The organism is Saccharothrix sp. BKS2, assembly GCF_047689505.1.
Lineage (GTDB): Bacteria > Actinomycetota > Actinomycetes > Mycobacteriales > Pseudonocardiaceae > Actinosynnema > Actinosynnema lopnurensis.
In genome coordinates, this window is sequence record NZ_JAUQOL010000005.1 from 1 (window position 1) to 18,525 (window position 18,525).

General features: G+C 74.3%; 18 protein-coding genes. 9 read left to right on the forward strand and 9 right to left on the reverse strand.

Going from position 1 to position 18,525, the window contains the following annotated elements; translation table 11 throughout:
• Positions 1-325 precede the first annotated feature (325 nt).
• The gene (locus Q5530_RS11170; protein ID WP_415362094.1) at positions 326-565 is read right to left on the reverse strand and encodes a helix-turn-helix domain-containing protein; all 240 of its coding nucleotides are present in this window, start codon (positions 563-565) and stop codon (positions 326-328) included.
• A 43-nt stretch (positions 566-608) separates the two neighbouring features.
• Here Q5530_RS11170 and Q5530_RS11175 point away from each other — a divergent pair, with 43 nt between their 5' ends.
• The gene (locus Q5530_RS11175) at positions 609-1,349 is read left to right on the forward strand and encodes an AfsR/SARP family transcriptional regulator (protein WP_415362095.1); all 741 of its coding nucleotides are present in this window, start codon (positions 609-611) and stop codon (positions 1,347-1,349) included.
• Here Q5530_RS11175 and Q5530_RS11180 read toward each other — a convergent pair.
• The 6 genes from Q5530_RS11180 to Q5530_RS11205 form a co-directional block, all read right to left on the reverse strand.
• Complete coding sequence (locus Q5530_RS11180; protein WP_415362096.1) at positions 1,340-2,521, reverse strand: glycoside hydrolase family 88 protein; 1,182 nt, start codon at positions 2,519-2,521, stop codon at positions 1,340-1,342. The two genes, Q5530_RS11175 and Q5530_RS11180, sit on opposite strands and share 10 nt — an antisense overlap.
• A gap of 37 nt (positions 2,522-2,558) precedes the next feature.
• On the reverse strand, positions 2,559-3,251 hold the full coding sequence (locus tag Q5530_RS11185) for a hypothetical protein (protein WP_415362097.1): 693 nt from the start codon (positions 3,249-3,251) through the stop codon (positions 2,559-2,561).
• Positions 3,248-4,162: a carbohydrate ABC transporter permease gene (locus Q5530_RS11190; RefSeq protein ID WP_415362098.1), complete on the reverse strand. Its 915-nt coding sequence runs from the start codon at positions 4,160-4,162 to the stop codon at positions 3,248-3,250. Before Q5530_RS11190 ends, Q5530_RS11185 begins: the two co-directional genes overlap by 4 nt.
• Positions 4,162-5,085 carry a carbohydrate ABC transporter permease gene (locus tag Q5530_RS11195; RefSeq protein WP_415362099.1) on the reverse strand — a complete coding sequence of 308 codons (924 nt, stop codon included), beginning with the start codon at positions 5,083-5,085 and terminating at the stop codon, positions 4,162-4,164. The genes Q5530_RS11190 and Q5530_RS11195 overlap by 1 nt, the downstream gene beginning before the upstream one ends.
• A gap of 80 nt (positions 5,086-5,165) precedes the next feature.
• Positions 5,166-6,470: an ABC transporter substrate-binding protein gene (locus Q5530_RS11200; RefSeq protein WP_415362100.1), complete on the reverse strand. Its 1,305-nt coding sequence runs from the start codon at positions 6,468-6,470 to the stop codon at positions 5,166-5,168.
• An 82-nt stretch (positions 6,471-6,552) separates the two neighbouring features.
• On the reverse strand, positions 6,553-8,538 hold the full coding sequence (locus Q5530_RS11205; protein WP_415362101.1) for a DUF2264 domain-containing protein: 1,986 nt from the start codon (positions 8,536-8,538) through the stop codon (positions 6,553-6,555).
• Between the two features lie 409 nt (positions 8,539-8,947).
• Between Q5530_RS11205 and Q5530_RS11210 the strand changes: the two genes are divergently transcribed.
• Complete coding sequence (locus Q5530_RS11210; protein WP_415362102.1) at positions 8,948-10,054, forward strand: substrate-binding domain-containing protein; 1,107 nt, start codon at positions 8,948-8,950, stop codon at positions 10,052-10,054.
• A 9-nt stretch (positions 10,055-10,063) separates the two neighbouring features.
• On the opposite strand, the gene Q5530_RS11215 is transcribed toward Q5530_RS11210, so the two are convergent.
• Together Q5530_RS11215 and kduI are read right to left on the reverse strand one after the other, a co-directional pair.
• Positions 10,064-10,834 carry an SDR family oxidoreductase gene (locus tag Q5530_RS11215; RefSeq protein WP_415362103.1) on the reverse strand — a complete coding sequence of 257 codons (771 nt, stop codon included), beginning with the start codon at positions 10,832-10,834 and terminating at the stop codon, positions 10,064-10,066.
• Entirely contained in the window at positions 10,831-11,670 is an 840-nt protein-coding gene (gene kduI, locus Q5530_RS11220) for a 5-dehydro-4-deoxy-D-glucuronate isomerase (RefSeq protein WP_415362104.1), read from the reverse strand. Before kduI ends, Q5530_RS11215 begins: the two co-directional genes overlap by 4 nt.
• 129 nt (positions 11,671-11,799) lie before the next feature.
• On the opposite strand from kduI, the gene Q5530_RS11225 reads away from it, so the two are divergent.
• The 7 genes from Q5530_RS11225 to Q5530_RS11255 all read left to right on the forward strand — a co-directional run bounded on the left by Q5530_RS11225 (position 11,800) and on the right by Q5530_RS11255 (position 18,472).
• The gene (locus Q5530_RS11225) at positions 11,800-12,936 is read left to right on the forward strand and encodes a substrate-binding domain-containing protein (protein WP_415362105.1); all 1,137 of its coding nucleotides are present in this window, start codon (positions 11,800-11,802) and stop codon (positions 12,934-12,936) included.
• A gap of 164 nt (positions 12,937-13,100) precedes the next feature.
• A complete protein-coding gene (locus Q5530_RS11230; RefSeq protein ID WP_415362106.1) occupies positions 13,101-14,531 on the forward strand; it encodes an RICIN domain-containing protein in 1,431 nt (476 codons plus the stop codon).
• Between the two features lie 303 nt (positions 14,532-14,834).
• Complete coding sequence (locus Q5530_RS11235; protein WP_415362107.1) at positions 14,835-15,554, forward strand: spermidine synthase; 720 nt, start codon at positions 14,835-14,837, stop codon at positions 15,552-15,554.
• 205 nt (positions 15,555-15,759) lie between these two features.
• Positions 15,760-16,611, forward strand: coding sequence for a hypothetical protein (locus Q5530_RS11240; RefSeq protein WP_415362108.1), 852 nt, complete (start codon positions 15,760-15,762; stop codon positions 16,609-16,611).
• 107 nt (positions 16,612-16,718) lie between these two features.
• The gene (locus Q5530_RS11245; RefSeq protein ID WP_415362109.1) at positions 16,719-17,240 is read left to right on the forward strand and encodes a YbaB/EbfC family nucleoid-associated protein; all 522 of its coding nucleotides are present in this window, start codon (positions 16,719-16,721) and stop codon (positions 17,238-17,240) included.
• Between the two features lie 15 nt (positions 17,241-17,255).
• Positions 17,256-17,609 (forward strand): type VII secretion target, encoded by a 354-nt coding sequence (locus tag Q5530_RS11250; protein WP_415362111.1) that lies wholly within the window; start codon positions 17,256-17,258, stop codon positions 17,607-17,609.
• On the forward strand, positions 17,609-18,472 hold the full coding sequence (locus Q5530_RS11255) for a hypothetical protein (RefSeq protein ID WP_415362112.1): 864 nt from the start codon (positions 17,609-17,611) through the stop codon (positions 18,470-18,472). Before Q5530_RS11250 ends, Q5530_RS11255 begins: the two co-directional genes overlap by 1 nt.
• The last annotated feature ends 53 nt before the right edge of the window (positions 18,473-18,525 follow it).

Genomic DNA, 18,525 nt, shown 5'->3' on the forward strand with positions numbered 1-18,525 from the left:
GTCGGCTGAGCTGCGGTCGGCTGAGCTGCGGTCGGCTGAGCTGCGGTCGGCTGAGCTGCGGTCGGCTGAGCTGCGGTCGGCTGAGCTGCGGTGGCGCGACCGGTCGGCGCTCATCGCTCGCGATCTCCGCTGGGGCGGCCGGAGCTGGGGCGGCCAGAGCTGGAGGGGCCGGAGCTGGAGGGGCGAGGGCCGGGGTGGCGGCCGGGGTCACGACGGCCGGAGCCGGGGTGGCGGCAGGGGGCCCGGCGGCCTGGGAGGCAAGGGCCGACGCGCCGGCCGGGGCGGCGAGGGCCGGAGCGGCGGCGAGCGCGGCGCGGGCGGCGGTTCAGGCCGCGACCGTCTCGGCCGTGGCGTCGGCGGCCCGCAGGAACGCCACCACCACCTGCCTGCTGGGCGGGGTGGTGCGGGTCAGGGCGGTGTTGAGCGTGGAGGTGGGCAGCACGTCACCCGCCCGCGCCGCGCGGCGCTCCAGCTCCCGGTAGCTCAGACCGGTGCGGCGGCGCAGCTCGGCCAGCGCGGCGACGAACTCCGCCGGGTCGTCGGTGTCGGGACGAGGGCACCGCACGGGGCGACCCGGGCCCGGGTCGGGGGTCCGCCTCCTCGGCGGGGTGGAGGTGCTCGTGGACGGCCGGGCGCTCGACCTCGGCCACGCCGTGCGGCGCCACGTGCTGGGCGTGCCGGCGGCCGACGCGAACACCGTCGTGACCGCCGACCGGCTGGCGGACCGGGTGTGGGGGCACCGGCGGCCGCCCGGCAGCCGCAGCGCCGTCTACAGCTACGTCTCCCGGCTGCGCCACGTCCTGGCGCCCGTCCGGGGGCTCGACCTGGTCCGCCGGTCGGGCGGCTACGTGCTGGAGATGGACCCGGCGGTCGGCGACCTCCGCGCCCTGCGCGCGGCCTTCGCGGGCATCCGCGCCGGGGCCCCGGACAAGGACGCCCTGCGCACCGCCCTGGACCTGTGGGGCGGCGACGCGCTGCCCGCCCTCGACAGCCCCTGGGCGGACGACCTGCGCGCCACCGCCCGGCGGCAACGGCTCACGGTCCTGCACGTCCACGCCGACCTCGCGCTGGCCGCCGGCGAGCACGACCGGATCGCCGCGACCCTGGCCCGGCACGCCGCCGAGAACCCCCTGGACGAGCGCCTGGCGGCCCAGTACGTGCTCGCCGCCCACCGCACCGGCCGGCGGACCGAGGCGCTCGCGCACTACGACCGCTTCCGCCGGCACCTCGCCGAGGTGCTGGGGATCGGCCCCTGCCACGAGCTGCGGCACCTGCACCAGGTGATCCTGACCAGCGACCAGGCGGGACGGGCGCTCGACCCGTCCCACCCCCGGGCGGCTCACCAGTAACCGCGCCACCCGGACTCCAGGTGCCGGAACAGGGCTTCCAGGTAGAAGTAGTCGCCCCACAGGTTCCCCTCGTCCACCCCGACCAGCTTGGGCTTGTCGTAGACGCCGTGCCGGAGCAGGGCGTTGGACGTGTCGTCGTGGGCGGTCGAGTACGAGGTCGCGAGGCTGGTCAGGATGGCGTCGCCCTCGGCGCGGTAGCGCGCGGCGGCCCGCTCGTCCACGTGGTCGGCCAGCTCGTACAGACCGCACACGGCGATCGCGGCGGCCGAGGAGTCGCGCTCCTGCCCGCTGCCGTCGGTGAACACCAGGTCCCAGTAGGCCACGCGGTCCTCGGGCAGCCGGGTCAGGAAGTGGTCGGCGCAGCGCCGGGCCGCGTCGAGGAACGCCTCCTGCCGCGCGTGCCGGTAACCCAGGGCGAACCCGTAGGCGCCCCACGCCTGCCCGCGCGCCCAGCACGAGCCGTCCCGGTGGCCCTGCTCGGTCGCGCCCCGGAGAGGTTCGCCGGTGTCCGGGTCCCAGTAGTAGGTGTGGAACGTGGTGCCGTCCGGGCGGATCACGTGCCGTTCGAGCTGCTCGGTGTGGCGGACGGCGGCCCGCGCGAACGACCGGGAACCGGTGGCCTCGGCCGCCCAGTACAGCAGCGGCAGGTTCATCAGGCTGTCGATGATGGTGCGGCCGCGCTGGAGCGGGTCGCCCAGGTCGCCCCACGCCTGCACGATGCCCGCCGGCTCCAGGAACCGGTCCATGAGGTGGTCGGCGGCCCTGAGGGCGGCGTCGCGGGCGCGCGAGTGCCCGAGCAGCCGCCACGGGGCCACGCAGGACAGGGTGTAGAGGAAGCCCAGGTCGTGGGTGTCCAGGTCGATGCCGCGCTCGACGCGCTCCGCGAAGCTGTCGACCTGGGTCCGGGCGGCGAGCAGCACGGCCTCGTCCCCGGTGCGCTCCCAGACCAGCCACAGCATCCCCGGCCAGAACCCGGTGGTCCACCCGGCGTTCGCGCCCTCGGGCCGGCCGCCGCGCGGGGTGCGCGGCCGGTAGACGCCGCCGGTCGTGGTGTCGTCGGGGTACCAGCGGCCGAAGTCGGGGATGTTGCCGCGGACGGTCGCCGCGGCGGCGTCCCAGGCCGCGGCCAGGACATCGGTGGGGGGTGCGGCGCGGTCTGCTTCCGCGGACATGGTTCTCCCTCGGGACGGGTTGCGGCGGGCGCGGGGTTCAGCGCGCCGCGGCGGAGCGCGGGTCGGGCCGTTCGGCGCCGGCGCGCAGGGGGCTCAGGGTCGCCCGGCCGCTCACGCCGACGACGTGCAGCACCGGGCCGGTGAGCAGGGTGAGCGCGGGGACGGGCGCGGCGGCGACCGCGGCCGCCAGCACCCACAGGGCGGCCAGCGACACCAGCGTGAGGTGGGGCCGGCGGACGGCCAGGAACAGGCAGGCCCGGACCAGGCGGCGGACCGGCACGTCGGGTTGCTCGACCACCCCGGTCAGCGCCACCAGCGCGGTCGCGGCGGTGAGCACGACCAGCACCGCCAGGACCGGGGTGGCGACGGCCCCGATCGGCGTGCCCCAGGCCGCGCGCAGGTCCACGGCCAGCACCAGCAGGGCGGCGGTCGCGGCGCCGGACACGGCGGCGGCCCGGCGGGCGTGCCGGCGCCAGGCGCGGCAGAACCCGCGCAGGACCGGCGAGCCGTCGTCCCGGGCGATCGAGGCGCCCACGGCGTGCGCGGCGGCGACGGCCGGTCCCAGGACCGGGGCCGTGAGCACCAGCAGCGGCCAGGTGGTCGCGACCGGGGTGAACAGCAGCACGGCCAGGAACGGCGCGCTCGCGGTCACCACGAGGACGCCGGTGGCCAGCAGGCCGTGGACGGTGCCGAACACCCGGGCGTAGGTCTCGTGCGACACGGCCGTCACCCCTTCACCCCGCTGGTCGCGATGCCCTCGACGAAGTACCTCTGCCCGAGCAGGAACACCACCGCGACGGGCAGCACGGACAGCACCGAGCCGGTCATGATCAGCGCGTGCTCGGCGTTGTACTGGCTGACGAACGACTTGAGCCCCAGCTGGATCGTCCACAGGTCGGGGTCGCGCAGGTAGATCAGCGGCCCCAGGTAGTCGTTCCAGGTGGTCACGAAGGTCAGCAGCGCGAGGCTGGCCAGGGCGGGGACCGACAGCGGCAGCATGATCCGGAAGTAGATGCCGTACTCGCTCAGGCCGTCCACGCGCGCGGCCTCGCACAGCTCGTCGGGGATGGTGGCGTAGTACTGCCGCATCAGGAACACGCCGAAGGCGCCGAACGCCTGGAGGGCCACGATCGCCCACGGCGTGTTGGTCAGCCCGACCTCCGACATCAGGATGAACTGCGGGATCATGTACGCCTGCCACGGCACGGCGATCGTGCCGATGTAGAGCACGAAGAGCAGGTTGCGGCCCGGGAAGCGGGTCTTGGCGAACCCGTAGGCGGCGAAGCTGCCGGTGAGCAGCTGGAGCGCGGTGACGACCACCGACAGGAACACCGTGTTCCCCAACCACCCCAGCAGGTCCGACACCCGCCAGATCTCGACGTAGTTGGCCCACCGCGGCGAGTCCGGGAACCAGCTCACCGGGACCGAGAAGACGGCGTTGTCGGTCTTCAGCGAGGAGGAGACCATCCAGAAGAACGGCAGCAGCAGCGCGGCCGCCGCCACCGCGAGGACGGTGTGGCCCAGGACCCGGCCGGGCGCGGGGAGCCGCCCGGTGCGGCGGCGCGGCGGCGTCCCGGGTCGCGTCCCCGGGTCGACCGCGCCGGGCGGGGCGAGGTCGGGCAGCGTGTGCGGCGCGGCCATCAGGGGTTCCTCCTGCGGTTGACGGCGAACTGCACGACCGTGACCGCCGTGCAGAGCAGGAACAGCACGACGGAGATGGCGGAGGCGTAGCCGAACCGGTTCTCCACCAGGCCCTTCTGGTAGATGTACTGGGACAGCACCAGCGTCGACTGCCCCGGGCCGCCGTTGGTCATGACCAGGATCAGGTCGAAGACCTTGAAGCTGCCGATGGTGAGCATGACCGTGACGAAGAAGGTCGTGGGGCGCAGGCACGGCAGGGTCACGTTGCGGAAGCGCTGCCAGGCGGTCGCGCCGTCGATCCGGGCCGCCTCGTGCAGCTCCGGCGGCACGGTCTGGAGCCCGGCCAGGAACAGCAGCATGTAGTAGCCCATCTCCCGCCAGACGCTGACGACGACCACACCGGGCATGGCCCAGTCCGAGGACGCGGTCCAGCCGGGCGGGTCGTCCACCCCCACCAGGCCCAGGAGCTGGTTGACCGGTCCGGCGTCCCGGCTGAACAGCAGGTTCCACGCGATCGCGATGGCCACGATCGAGGTGACGTAGGGGAAGAACGCGGCGGTGCGGAAGAACGCCACGCCGCGCAGCTTCCGGTTGAGCAGCAGGGCCAGGCCCAGCGACAGCGCCAGCGTGAGCGGGATGTGGAACGCCGAGTAGTACAGGGTGTTGAGCAGGGCGCGGTGGAAGCTCGCGTCCCGGGCCAGGCGGGTGAAGTTGTCCAGCCCGACCCACCTGGCGGTGCCGAAGACGTTCCAGTTGGTCAGGGAGATGTAGAACAGCGCGACGACCGGGCCCAGGGTGAGCAGGCCGAAGCCGAGGAAGTTGGGCAGGACGAACGAGGCGCCCTGGAGTGACCGGCGCGCCCGGTACCACCGCTTGCTCCGGTCCGCCGGGGTGCGCGGACCGCCGACCGTCGTGGTGCTCATCGGCTCTGTGCTCCTGCGTGGGTGGGGTGCGGGAGGGGACCGGCGCGGGACCGGCGCCGGGGCACCGGACCCGCACGGGGTCAGCGGGACCCGAGCACCTCGCTGCGGGCCCGGTCGCCCGCCTCGCGCAGGGCCTCGTCCACCGGCGTGCTGCCGGACATGATCGCCGAGTGGGTGTCCTGGAGGATGTTCTGCAACGCGGCGGTTTCCGGTGAGACGGGGTTCTCCGCGCGGGTGTCGTGCGTGGTGAAGGCGAACCGGGACAGCTCGTCGCCCGGCACGCCCCGGACCGCGAAGTACGCCTGCGTCACCGGCTCGGTCAGCGTGGCGGGCGTGATGCCGATGGACGCCAGCGCGGTCGCGCCGCCCTCCCCCGCCACGAAGGACAGGAACTCCTTGGCCGCCGCCACCTCGCCCTCGTCGATGGCGGGGTTGATGCCGAGGCCGGTGGGGTCGCCGAAGGTGACCGGCCGGTCCTCGGTGCTGCCGTCGCGCTGCGGCGCGGGCGCGAAGCCCCACCGGAAGGGCTGCGCGTCACCGGACTCCTGCTGGGCGAGGAGGGTGGCGACGTACCAGCTGCCCATCACCATCATCGCGGCCTGCTGCGTGCCGAACTGCGCCTGGTACTGGAGGGTGTTGGTGGTGGCCGTGCCGTAGTCCACCTGCGCGCCGGACGCCTGCTGCGCCAGGGCGCGCTCGTAGTAGGGCTTGAGGTAGCCGTAGTCGCCGCTGTTCAGGTCCGCGCCGGGGGTCTGGGCCAGCGCCAGGCCCTGCACGGTGGACTGCCACACGTGCTGGTAGGCGGCCTTGGCCGGGGAGCCCGCGGCCTTCAGGCCCGCGGTCAGGTCGGCCGAGGCCCGCTCGTACTCCGCCCACGTCCAGGTGTCGGTGGGCGGCGCCACGCCGGCGGCGGCGAAGAGGTCCTCGTTGTAGTAGAGGTACCAGGAGTCCTGGCGGTAGGGCACGGCGTAGGCCACGCCGTCCACCTGGTAGTTGCCCAGGCCGTTGACCCGGTCCCCCAGGCCCGCCGCGACGTCGGACACGTCCAGCAGCTGCTCGCCGCTCTGGTAGGTGATGAAGTTCTTGAGGGTCTTGAGCGCGTACACGTCGGGCGCGCTGCCGGCGGCCAGGTCCGCGGTCAGCTGGGTGTCGTAGTTGGCGGCGTCGTACTCCTTGAACTCCACCCTCACGTCCGGGTTCTCCGCCTGGAACGCCTCGGCGAGCTTCGTGAACTCGGGGGTCGAGTTGAGGCTCCACGCGCTCAACGTCAGGGTGACCGGGCCGCCGCTGTCGGCGGTGTCGCTCCCGCCGCACGCGGTGGCGGTGAGCGCGAGGGCGGTGACGGCGGCCGTGAGGGCGGTCCGCCTGGGGTGCCGGTGTCGCATGGTCCTTCACTTCCTGGTCGGCCAACGGGAGGGCGGGTGCCGGCGCCGGGTGTGCGGCGCCCCGCCGGTCAGGGCAGTCCGGTCAGGGCAGTGCGGTGCGGGTCCGCACGCCGTCGGGCCACCGGGTGGCGACCCAGGTCGTCGATCCGTCGCGGTCGAGCCGCAGCCCGGGTTCGGCGGACCGGGGTCCGTCGTCGCGGGCCAGGTCCAGCAGGACGGCGCACCACTCGCCGGGCAGGACGGGGAAGTCCGCCCGGGGGACCGCGGCGACCGGTCCGAGGGGTCCGGCGTCGGCGCGGACGGACACGCCCGCGCCGGTCGCCCGGCCGAGCAGGACGGTGAGCGCCGACCGGGTCCCGCCGTCGGCGCGCACGGCCGGCGCCGGGCCGGGGGCGAGGTCGAGTTCCGCGCCCGCGACGGGCCACCCGGACAGCCGCAGCGCCGCGGGAGGGCGGTCCTCGGCGAGGTCGTCGACCCGCACCAGGCGCACCTCCCACGGGCCGCGCACGAGCGAGTGCACCGTGGCGGTCCCGGCGTCGTGGTGGCGGCCCGTCCAGCCCGACCCGTGGTGGACCTGCTCCTCGTCGGGCTCCAGCCAGCGCACCACGCCGGACGAGGAGCCCAGCCCCACGGCCACGCCGTCGGCGTCGACGACCCGGGTGGGGCTCGCGGCCATGCCGGACCGGTGGGACGCCCGGCCCTCGGCGTCGAGCAGCACCACGGCCTGGTCGTACGGGTCGGCCCAGCTCCCGGGGTCCAGCGGGGGGCAGGTCGCGGTGGAGTAGCCGAGGCGGGCGTACAGCGGGGAGTCGCCGCGGGTGTCGCCCGGGGTGGCGTGGTCGGTGCCGTGGTTGACCACCCGGACCACGCCGTCGGCGGCCGTGCCGGTGACCAGCCAGCCCGGTGCCGTGATCGCCCGCACGAAGTCGCCGCGCTCCACGGGCAGCGGCTGCTCGTCGGCCGTCCACACGGGGTGCTCGGCGGGCAGCACCAGCCCGAGCATCCCCTTCACCGCCCAGTACGGCGATCCCGGACCGGAGTAGGACTGGGCGATGCGCGGCCACGGGCCGTGCCAGCCCAGCGACAGCAGGCCGCGCTCGTCGGGGGCGCCGCGGTCGGTGAAGTGGCGGACCACGGCGGTCGCGGCGCGGCGCAGGACGCCGGGCGGGGTGGAGGGGACCTCGGCGAGGACCCCGACCCAGAAGGGCGCGGCGGCGGCGAAGCGGTAGGTCAGGCTGCGGCCCTGCACCAGCGGCGAGCCGTCCGCGCCGACCAGGTGGACGGCGTCGAGCAGGAAGCGGTCGAGCAGCCCGGTGTCGCGGGCGCGGCGGTCCTCGGCGAAGCCGGCCGCGCCGGGCATCCGGGCCCACAGCTGCGGGTAGAGGTGCAGCGCCCAGCCCACGTAGTGGTCGAACGCGCGCTCGTGGCCGTCGGCCATCCAGCCGTCCTCACGCCGGAAGCCGTCGTGGGTGGCGAGGTCCTCCTCCACGTCGGCGGCCGACCAGGGGCCGCCGACCGAGCGCAGGAACGCCTGCACGACCAGGCGGAACCACACCCAGTTGATGCGCGGGTAGGTCGGGTCGCCCACGGCCGGGGCGAGGTAGTCCACGACCCGCTCCCGCACGGCCGGGTCGAGCCGGTCCCACAGCCACGGCCGGGTCAGGTCCAGGGCCAGCGCCAGCGAGGCGGCCTCGACCTTCGCCTGCCCGTGCTCGTCGAGGCGCACCCAGCGCTCCGGAGAACGGGGGTCCGTGCCCGCCGCGATGCCCTCGGCGTACCACTCGGCCAGGTTGTCCGGGTCCGCGCCGTGTTCGCCGGCGAGCCGGAACGCGGCGAGCAGGAAGGTGCGGGCGAAGCCCTCCAGGCCGTCCACGTCGGCGCCGTAGCCGCCGGTCGGGCCGGGCAGCGAGATCCGCGCGTGGCTCGGGGAGCCGTGGGGGCGCACCGCGCGCAGCATCCCGTCTGCCGTGGCCGCCCACTGGTCGCGGGTCCACTGGTCACGGGTCCACTGCTCGCCGGTCCGCTCGGCGGCTGCTTCGGCGGCCCTCGGGAGGGGTTCCGGCGGCATGTGCCCGTCCTTCGTCGTCGGAAGACGTTCGATCACACGATGCGCAGTTACTTTCGTTTTTGATCGCTTTGCTCGTCAAACAGTAAATACGTGCACGAGCGATCGTGTCAAGGGTCACAGGGAGCCGGACCGTCCCGACCGGCCGCGGTACCGGGGCGCGCCCGGACCTCCGGCCCGGCCTGTCGGCGCGGGGGATCACCACCGGCCGGCCACATAATTGGACCCACGTCCGAACAACGGGAGGATCCGCGGTGACGAGAGCGCGCACGGGGAACGGCACGGTCGGCGCGGACCGGGTGCCGTCCGGGCCGGCGACAGCGCCCGGCGTGCCATCGCCCGGCGTGCCATCGCCCGGCGTGCCATCGCCCGGCGTGCCATCGCCCTGGGGCACCACTGCGGCGGGAGCGCCGTGAACCCCGAGTCCCGCACGCTCGCCGCGAGCCGGCGCGCGTCGATCCTCGAAGCGCTGCACCGGGACGGCGTGGTCCGGATCTCCGACCTCAGCGAGCGGATGGGCGTCACCCCCGTGACGCTGCGCCGCGACATCGCGCACCTCGCCGGGGAGGGCCTGCTGCACCGGGTGCACGGCGGCGCGACCCTGCGCACCGCCGACACCCCGTTCCCCGGCGCGGCGCCCTTCGACGCCGCCCGACCCCCGCACCTCGGCTCGGCCGGGATGCTGGTCCCCTCGCTGGACTACTACTGGCCGGAGGTCGTCCGCGGGGCCGAGGAGGAGGCGTCCGCGCAGGGGTTGCGCATCCTGCTGCGCGGGTCGTCCTACGAGAGCGCCGACGACCGGCCGCAGCTGGAGCGGTTGCTGGACCACGAGGACGTGTGCGGGCTGATCGCCGCGCCGAGCCTGACCGCGCCGTCCTCGGCCGCCACGATCGAGTGGCTGAGCACCATCGACACCCCGGTCGTGCTCGTCGAGCGCCTGGCGACGGTCGGCCCGCGCCAGGCGGTCGTGGAGTCCGTGGTGTCCGACCACGCCCTGGGCGCGGCCATGGCCGTGCACCACCTCGCGTCCCTGGGGCACCGCAGGATCGGCGTCGTCACCAGCGAGCACAGCCCCACCTCGCCGCACGTGCACCGCGGCTGGCTGGACGCGTGCGCGGAGACCGGCCTCGACCCGGCGTCCACCGTGGACACCGCCGTCCCCCGGCCCGGTGTGCCCGGCTGGGACGCCGCGCTGGACGCGGTGCTCGACGGGCTGGCGGCGACCGGGACCACGGCGGTGCTCGTGCACGCCGACACCGAGGCGATGGCCCTGGTCCAGCGCGCCGAGCAGCGCGGCGTCCAGGTGCCCGCCGGGTTGTCGGTGGTGGCCTACGACGACGAGGTGGCGGCGCTGTTCACCCCGGCGTTGACGGCGGTGCGCCCGCCGCGGCGCTCCATCGGGCGGGCGGCGCTGGCGCTGCTGGCGGCCCGGCTGCACGACCCCGACCGGCCGACGCACCGGGTGGTGATCACCCCGTCCCTGCGCGTGCGCGGTTCGACGGCCCCGCCGGCGGGCTGACCGGAGGGGTCATCGGGCCAGCCAGCCCCCGTCGACCGGGAACACGGTGCCGTGGACGTAGTCGGCCGCGCGGGAGCAGAGGAACAGCACGGCGCCGGCGATGTCGTCGGGCTCGGCCCAGCGGCCGGCCGGGATGCGCTCCAGGATGGACCGGGTGCGGTCCGGGTCCGCGCGCAGCGCGCCGGTGTTGTCGGTGGCGACGTAGCCGGGGGCCACGGCGTTGACGTTGACGCCGCGGTGGGCCCACTCGTTGGCCAGCGCCTTGGTCAGCCCCGCCACGCCCGCCTTCGACGCGGTGTAGCCGGGCACGGTGATCCCGCCCTGGAAGCTCAGCACCGACGCGATGTTCACGATCCGCCCCGAGCCGCGCGCCAGCATCGACCGGCCGACCTCGCGCGAGAGCACCCACGTGGCGCGCAGGTTGACCGCCAGCACGTGGTCGAAATCGGCGTCGGCGTGCTCGGCGGCGGGGGCGCGGCGGATCGTGCCGCCGTTGTTGACCAGGACGTCCACCTCCCGCGCGGCCAGCAGCGCGCCCAGCTCCGCCACCTGCCCGGGGTCGGCCAGGTCGGTGCGCACCGGGGTGAACACCCGGCCCTCGCCCTCCACCGCCGCCCGCGCCGCGCTGTCGCCCTCCGGCATCGAGGCGCTGACGCCGATCACGTCGGCGCCCGCGGCGGCCAGCAGCCGCGCCACCGCCAGGCCGATGCCCCGGCTCGCGCCGGTGACGGCCGCGACCCGGCCGGTCAGGTCGAACAGGCCCGACACCTCCGGGTTCACCGCAGCACCGCCGCGGGGTGCGGGTCCATGTCGTCGAAGGACTGGTTCTCCCCCGCCATGGCCCACACGAAGCTGTAGGAGGCGGTGCCCACGCCGCTGTGCAGCGACCACGGCGGCGAGATCACCGCCTGCCGGTCGGCCACCACCAGGTGCCGCGTCTCGGTCGGCTCGCCCAGCAGGTGCACCACCCGGGCGTCCTCGGGCAGGCCGAAGTACAGGTACACCTCCGTGCGCCGCTCGTGGGTGTGCGCGGGCATGGTGTTCCACATGCTGCCCGGGTGCAGGGCGGTCACGCCCATCACCACCTGGCAGCTGCGCACGCCGTCCTCGTGGACGTACTGGGTCAGCGTCCGGCGGTTCGAGGTCAGCGGGTCGCCCAGCTCGCGCACCGTGCCACCGCCCGGCTCGACCAACACCGTCGGGTACGCGGTGTGCGCGGGCGCGGAGAACAGGTAGAAGGCGGCGGGCGCGTCGGTGTCGTCGGAGGCGAAGGACACCTCTGCGGCGCCCCGACCGACGTAGAGGCAGGCGGTCGGCGCGAGCCGGTACTCCTCACCGTCCACGGTGACCGTGCCCGCGCCGCCGACGTTGACGATCCCGGCCTCACGCCGCTCGAAGAAGCGCTCCGCCCGGATCTCCGGGAAACCCGGCAGGCTCAACGGGCCGGTGCGCGGCACCACGCCCACCAGCACCACCCGGTCGTGGTGGCTGTGCACCGCCCGCACCTCGTCGTCGGCGAACAGCTCCTCCACCAGGTAGTGCCCCCGCAGCTCGTCCGTCGTCATCGACGGCACCTGCTGCGGCGCGGTCGCGTAGCGCTGCTCCACGAGCCTCACCCTCTCTCGCTGATCGTTTCACCGCTTGTCGACAAGAAACAGTCAATCCCAGTCACAAAGCGGAGGCAAGACTGTACGGTTTGTTGTTACGATCAGTTTCGATCACCAATCCGAGACGAGCAGGCGGTCATGGCGGACACACCCGGAGCGGACGCCAGGGGCGCGATGCTGCCCGCCGCGCGGCGGCAGTGGCTGCTGGAGCACCTGGCGGGCCGGGGCGTCCTGCGCATCACCCACATCGCCCGGATCATGGGCGTCACGCCGGTGACCGTCCGGCGGGACGTCAACGACCTGGCCGGCGAAGGTCTCGTCGAGCGCGTGCACGGCGGGGTCAGGCTCGTCACCGGCGCGTCCGCCGCCCTCCCCGGGCGCAGGCCGGACGCCACGCCCGCCATCGGGATGGTCGTGCCCTCGCTCGACTACTACTGGCCCGAGGTCATCCGCGGCGCGCAGGACGCCGCGCAGGAGAACTGCGCCCGGCTCGTCCTGCGCGGCGCGTCCTACCGGGTCGACGAGGTGCGCCACCAGGCGGAGTGGATGATCGGCAGCGGCGCGGTGGACGCGCTGCTCGTCGCGCCGCCCACCCGGGGCGCGGAGGCCGAGGAGCTCGTCTCGTGGCTGACGGCCCTGGCCGTGCCGGTGGTCCTGGTCGAGCGCTCCGCGGTGTCGGGCCCCTACCGCCGGCACGTCGAGTCCGTGCGCACCGACCACGCCGCGGGCGCCGAACTGGCGGTGCGCCACCTGCACGGCCAGGGCCACCGCCGCATCGGGCTCGTCGTCAGCGCGAGCAGCCCCACGTCCGGCCAGGTCCGCGACGGCTGGCACCGGGCAACCGCCGACCTCTCCCTCCCGCCCGCCCCGGAGGTGCTCGTCGCGGCCTACTACGAGCCGGGCTGGGGCGTGGACGTCGACCAGGTCCTGGACCTGTGCGCCGAGCAGGGCGCCACCGCGCTCGTGGTGCACTCCGACCGGGAGGCGGTGTCGCTGGTGCAGCGGGCCGAGGAGCGGGGCGTGCGCGTGCCCGGTGACCTCGCGGTCGTGGCCTACGACGACGAGGTGGCCAGGTTCGCCCACCCCTCGCTCACCGCCGTGCGCCCGCCCAAGTACGCCATCGGCGGCACCGCCGTGCACCTGGCGCTCGACCGCCTGGCGCACGGCGCGGACCGACCCGTCCGCCGGGTCGTGCTCAGCTCCGAACTGCTCGAACGGGATTCGACCGGCGTCCCCGCGCGAACCCCGCGCCAGGCCACCGGCAACCGTCCCTGAACGTTTTTCTTCGCTTCTCTGCGCCGATTTCCGTTTTTCTTCTCCGGCGACCTGATCACGGCTGGCTCGTGTCCTATTTTTCACTTCGCCCCTTGCTGCCGTCGGTCATGTCCTCTTAACCTGACTGAGATCGGAATCACACACCCTCCCTGCAAGGAGTTGCCGTGCCACAACGCCGTGGCTCCACCGCCGTGCTGTCGGCGGTCCTGCTCGGGAGCGCCCTGCTGGTCACACCGGCCGAGGCGGCTCCCGTCACCATCGCCAACGGAACGCAGTTCACCGACACGTCCGGGCAGGTCGTGCACGCGCACGGCGGCGGTGTCATCAAGGTGGACCAGCACTACTACTGGTTCGGCGAAAACCGGAACGCGGACAACACCTTCCGCGCGGTCTCCGTTTACCGGTCCACCGACCTGCGCACCTGGGAATTCCGGAAGGACGTGCTGACCCAGGCGTCGAACCCCGAGTTGGCGGTGGCCAACATCGAACGACCGAAAGTGATCTACAACAGTTCGACCGGCCGTTTCGTGATGTGGATGCACAAGGAGAACGGCAGCGACTACGGCGAGGCGAGGGCGGCCGTGGCCAGCTCCGCCACCGTCGACGGGGACTACACCTGGCACGGCAGCTTCCGCCCGCTGAACCACATGTCGCGCGACATCACCCTGTTCCGCGACGACGACGGCACCGGGTACATGATCTCCGCCGCCCGGGAGAACGCCGACCTGCACATCTACCGGCTCACCGCCGACTACCGCCAGGTCAGCACCAGGGTGCACGTGCTGTGGCCCGGCTCCTGGCGCGAGGCGCCCGCGCTGTTCAAGCGCAACGGCGTGTACTTCCTGCTCACCTCCGGCGCCACCGGCTGGGCCCCCAACCAGCAGAAGTACGCCACGGCGAGCAGCGTGGCCGGCACGTGGAGCGCGCTGGCGAACGTCGGCGACGGTACCGCCTACAACTCGCAGACCGCGTTCGTGCTGCCCGTCCAGGGCTCGCAGACCACCTCCTACCTGTACCTGGGCGACCGGTGGGCCGGCGCCTGGGACGGCCGGGTCAACGACTCCCGGTACGTGTGGCTGCCGCTGAGCTTCCCCAGCAGCACCACCATGTCGATGAGCTACGCGTCCCGGCTGACCATCGACACCGCCACGGGCACCGTGACCCCGGTGTCCTCCCCCGCCTACGCGCTGGCCGCCCGGCACAGCGGCAAGTGCCTGGACGTCCCCTCCTCCAGCCAGGTCACCGGGGCGCAGGTCAAGCAGTACCCCTGCAACGGCGGCAACAACCAGAAGTGGGAGGCGCAGAGCACGGGTGACGGCCACTACCGACTGGTCGCCCGGCACAGCGGCCTGTGCCTCGACGTGGACGCCGGCTCCACCGCCGACGGAGCCGTGGTCAGGCAGTGGACGTGCGGCAGCGGCGCCAACCAGCAGTGGCAGTTGCAGGACGCGGGCAACGGCTACGTCCGCGTCGTGGCCCGCCACAGCGGCAAGTGCCTGGACGTGGTCAGCGCCTCGACCGCCGACGGCACGCTGATCAAGCAGTACGCCTGCAACGGCGGCAACAACCAGCAGTGGACCAGGGCGAACGCCTGACGCGCGCGTGCCGGGGCGGGTGGTCCCGACCGCCCGCCCCGGTTCCCCCGTGCTCCCGATCGGTGCGGCACCCGCGCAGACGTGCCGCACCACCGGCGGGCCGGTGGTGTCCACAACGGACGTGCAACCCGGCGGGCTGCCGACTGCCGGCCGACCACCGCCCCCCGACCTCGCGATCACCTTGCGATCGGCCTCCCCGCGACCGGCGCGCGCCGCTGCTGCGATCATGGCGCCGCCCGGCCTCGGTCCCCGAGGACCACCGCGGTGCTCGGCAACGACCGACGAGGGAAGAGGGACGACCGGATGGGTGCGCGTTTCCAGGAGCTCGACTGGCGCCGGACACCGCTGGGCGAACTCGTCCTGCGCCGCCGCTGGGACCCGGTCTTCGACCGGGAGGTCCACGAGATCAAGCTCAACGACGAGTTCCTGATGTCCAGCCTGTTCACCGTCTCCGAGGTGGAGCTGGCGCGCAAGGCCCTCGCCGGCCTCACCGGGCCGCTGGACGTCCTCGTGGGCGGTCTCGGGCTCGGCTACACCGCGCGCACCGTGCTGGAGCACCCGGGCGTGCGGTCCCTGCTGGTCGTCGACGCGCTCGCCGAGGTCATCGACTGGCACCGCCGGGGCCTGGTGCCCGGCGGGACCGAGCTGGCCGGCGACCCCCGCTGCACGCTCCTGCACGCCGACCTCTTCGCCCTGGCGCGCTCCGCCGACGGGCTCGACCCGGCCACGCCCCACCGGCGCTTCCACGCGGTGGTCGTCGACGTCGACCACTCGCCCCGGCACCTGCTGCACCCGGACAACGCCGATTTCTACGGCTCCCCCGGCATCCACCGCCTCACCCAGCGGCTCCACCCCGGCGGCGTGTTCGCCCTGTGGTCCAACGAACCCCCCGACGACGGCTACACCGCAGCGCTGGCCGAGCACTTCGCCCACGCGGTCGCCGAAGTGGTCCGCTTCCCCAACCCCCTCCAGGGGCGCGACGCGACCAGCACCGTCTACCTGGCGACCACGTCGGCCGGGTGACCGCCGGCCGGACCCCCGGTTTGCGCCGGCACCCCGCGGTGCGGCATCTTGGCGCGCGACGTCGAGGAGTCCGGTCGGCACACCCACTCGTGACCGCGGTGGGCTGTTCGACGTGGACGGAGGACCCCATGCGTTTCCGGTCGACGTGCCGGCCCTCACCGCACCGGACCACCCGGTGGTCCAGGCCCCCGCGGGCGGTGGCGGCATGAGGGTGCTCCCGGGCGCGATCCCCGGTGTGACCGACCCGGGCGCGGTGGCGGCGCTGCAACCGCGGTGGGCGCGGACGACGCGGCTGCTGCGGTGGTCGGCGGTGGTGCTGCCGTGGACCGTGGCGGGCGTCTGCGCGGTGTTCGCCGTGGTGGCCGGGTCGTGGTGGGCGGTGCTGCCGGTGTCGGCGGCGGTGGCCGCGGCCTGGGTCGGGGTGCTGCGGCTGCGGCGGGGGTCGGCGGAGCCGTCGTCCTGGTTGGCCTCGGCGTTCCTCGTCGCGGGGTGCCAGGTGCTGCTCGGCGTCGTCCCCGGGTCCGGGCTGGCGCTCTCGCACTCGTCCTCCTCCGGCGGGCGGGCCGCCGCGGGCGTGCTGTTCGTCGTCGCCTGGGCGTGCGCGATCTCGTCCTGCGTCCTCGCCCACCGGGCGAACCGGGCCCTGACCACGCCCGTGGTGCCCGAGCTGGGCGCCACCGAACTCACGCTCACGCTCGCCGTGCGGTTCGCGCTCGCCACGCCGGACCTGGCCTCGGCGCGGCTCGACGTCGGGGAGGACCGGCTCACCTGGTCCGCCCGCCTGCACCGGGGCCGGGGCGCCGGCCCGCGCGCCGAGCGCGTCGTGCCCTTCGCCCACCTGCGCGACGTCGTGGTGATCGCGCTGCCGCCGCGCCCCACCCCCGTGACCTGGCTCCAGCTCCCGGACGGCACCGTGCTCCACGCCCCGCCCGGCCCCGCGCTGCTGGTGCGCACGGCCGCCGGCGAGTGGGTGCTGCCCGTGGACGACGCCCCGCTGGTGCGGGAGCTGGTGCTGACCCGGCGGAACCGCTGGGCGCGGCGGCCGGCCACCCCCTGATCGGGCGAACCTGGCGAAAAGCCCGCGAGGTCACCGGCGAGCGGTTAGCGTGCGAACCCGCCACGACCACCGCGACGACGTCCCGCGACCATCCGGAAAGGACTCCTGTGATCAACCCCGACCCCGCGAAGGCGGCGGAGGACCTGGACAGGTGGGCCGCCGGTCTTGAGCAGCGGGCGCAGCGGTACCTGCGGCTGCAACAGCAGATGAACGCCACCAGCGCCAGCGCCTCGTCGCCCGACGGCACCGCCCGGGTCACCGTGGACAGCAACGGCGTCCCCACCGACATCGCGCTGACCGACCGCGCGCGGGGCGCCGAGCCGGCGGCGATCTCGGCCCAGGTCATGGCCGCGATGCGCAACGCCCAGGCGAAGCTGCGGCAGCAGGTCCAGGACCTGGTCGCGGCGACCGTGCCGGTGGACGACGCGCCCGCGCGCAACATCGTCGCGCAGTACCGGGAGCGGTTCCCCGACGAGGTCGTGGAGCCGGACGCCGGCCGCGAGGTGCACCGGGAGCTGCGCATCGGCCAGGTCGAGGACGACGCGCCGCCGCCGCAGCCGCCACCGCGCCGACCGCCGGGCGGCGACGGACCCGACGACGGCTGGGAAGACCGGTCGTTCCTGCGCTGAGGAGGGTGAAGGACCATGGGAGACGGGTTCACCGTCGACTCCGGGGAGCTGGCCGCCCAGGCCGGCGCGCTCGACGGGTTCGCGACGCGGGCGGACACCGCCACCGACGCGGGCCGCCACGTCACGAGCCTGGACGACGCCTACGGCCTGCTGTGCCGGCCGTTCGCCGACCTGCTCAAGGACCCGCAGCAACGCGGGGTGGACACCCTCCAGGCCACCTCGGAGAGCCTGCGCCAGCTGGTGACCGACCTCGGCGACACCGCGAAGACCTACCGCGAGGCGGAGGAGAAGGTCTCGGCGGTGCTGCGGGCGCTGGTCAGGTCGCTGGAGGCCGTGTCGGCGGCGCCGCGCGTCGGGGGAGGCAACTGATGGTCGACGTGGACGGCTCCAGCACCAACCCGCTGGTGGACGAGCGGTCGGACCTGCGGAACAACTACCTCCAGGACCTCAACCCCCTGGAGAACATGGGCGCGCCCGACGCCGAGCAGGGCACCGGTTTCATGACCGGCATCACCGCGTTCGAGGCGGGGTGGACCATCGCCCAGGGCATCGACCAGAACGACCTGGGCCTGATCATCTCCGGCGTGGCGGCGGGCGCCCTGGACGTGGCGAGCGCGGCCGTCGACCCGATCGCCTACGTCGCCGGGCAGCTGTTCTCCTGGATGCTGGAGCACGTCGAGCCGGCGCGGGCCGCGCTGCACGCGGTGACCGGCAACCCGGACATGGTCAAGGGCTACGCCCAGACCTGGACCAACATCGAGCAGGAGATGCTCGCGCTGGGCGAGGAGTTCCGGGAGACCGCGCGCGGCGGGGTGCCCTCCTGGACCGGGGACGCCGCCGACGGCTACCTGCGCAAGGCGGAGGCGATCGCGGGCATCGCCCAGGGCGCGGCGGGCGGCGCGCACGGCATCGCGGGCATCACCCTGGCGATGGCCGAGGTGGTCGGCGGCATCCGGGTGGCCATCCGGGACCTGCTGGCGACCCTGGCGGGCGCGCTGGTGAGCTGGGCGATCGAGCTGGCCTGCACGCTGGGCGCGGCGGCGCCGGTGGTCGTGGCCCAGGCCACCGCCAAGATCGCGCAGGTGGTGCGCCTCGTGGCGAACATGCTCAAGGCGCTGGGCAAGGCGCTGTCGAGCGCGCTGACCTGGCTGGTCCAGCTGCGCGACCTGTTCGACGGCTTCTGGCGCGCCCTCAACGAGCTGAAGAAGAGCCAGGCGACCGCACCGGCGTGAAATCCGGCGCCCGTTCCGACTGGGCTCGCGGCGAACTGTTATTGACTAACACT

Coding starts and splice junctions, on each gene's coding strand:
- Q5530_RS11180 (WP_415362096.1), bottom strand. CDS start 2,521: ATGTCCGCGGAAGCAGACCGCGCCGCACCCCCCACCGATGTCCTGGCC.
- Q5530_RS11190 (WP_415362098.1), bottom strand. CDS start 4,162: ATGGCCGCGCCGCACACGCTGCCCGACCTCGCCCCGCCCGGCGCGGTC.
- Q5530_RS11195 (WP_415362099.1), bottom strand. CDS start 5,085: ATGAGCACCACGACGGTCGGCGGTCCGCGCACCCCGGCGGACCGGAGC.
- Q5530_RS11200 (WP_415362100.1), bottom strand. CDS start 6,470: ATGCGACACCGGCACCCCAGGCGGACCGCCCTCACGGCCGCCGTCACC.
- Q5530_RS11205 (WP_415362101.1), bottom strand. CDS start 8,538: ATGCCGCCGGAACCCCTCCCGAGGGCCGCCGAAGCAGCCGCCGAGCGG.
- Q5530_RS11225 (WP_415362105.1), top strand. CDS start 11,800: ATGGCGGACACACCCGGAGCGGACGCCAGGGGCGCGATGCTGCCCGCC.
- Q5530_RS11235 (WP_415362107.1), top strand. CDS start 14,835: ATGGGTGCGCGTTTCCAGGAGCTCGACTGGCGCCGGACACCGCTGGGC.
- Q5530_RS11240 (WP_415362108.1), top strand. CDS start 15,760: ATGAGGGTGCTCCCGGGCGCGATCCCCGGTGTGACCGACCCGGGCGCG.
- Q5530_RS11250 (WP_415362111.1), top strand. CDS start 17,256: ATGGGAGACGGGTTCACCGTCGACTCCGGGGAGCTGGCCGCCCAGGCC.
- Q5530_RS11255 (WP_415362112.1), top strand. CDS start 17,609: ATGGTCGACGTGGACGGCTCCAGCACCAACCCGCTGGTGGACGAGCGG.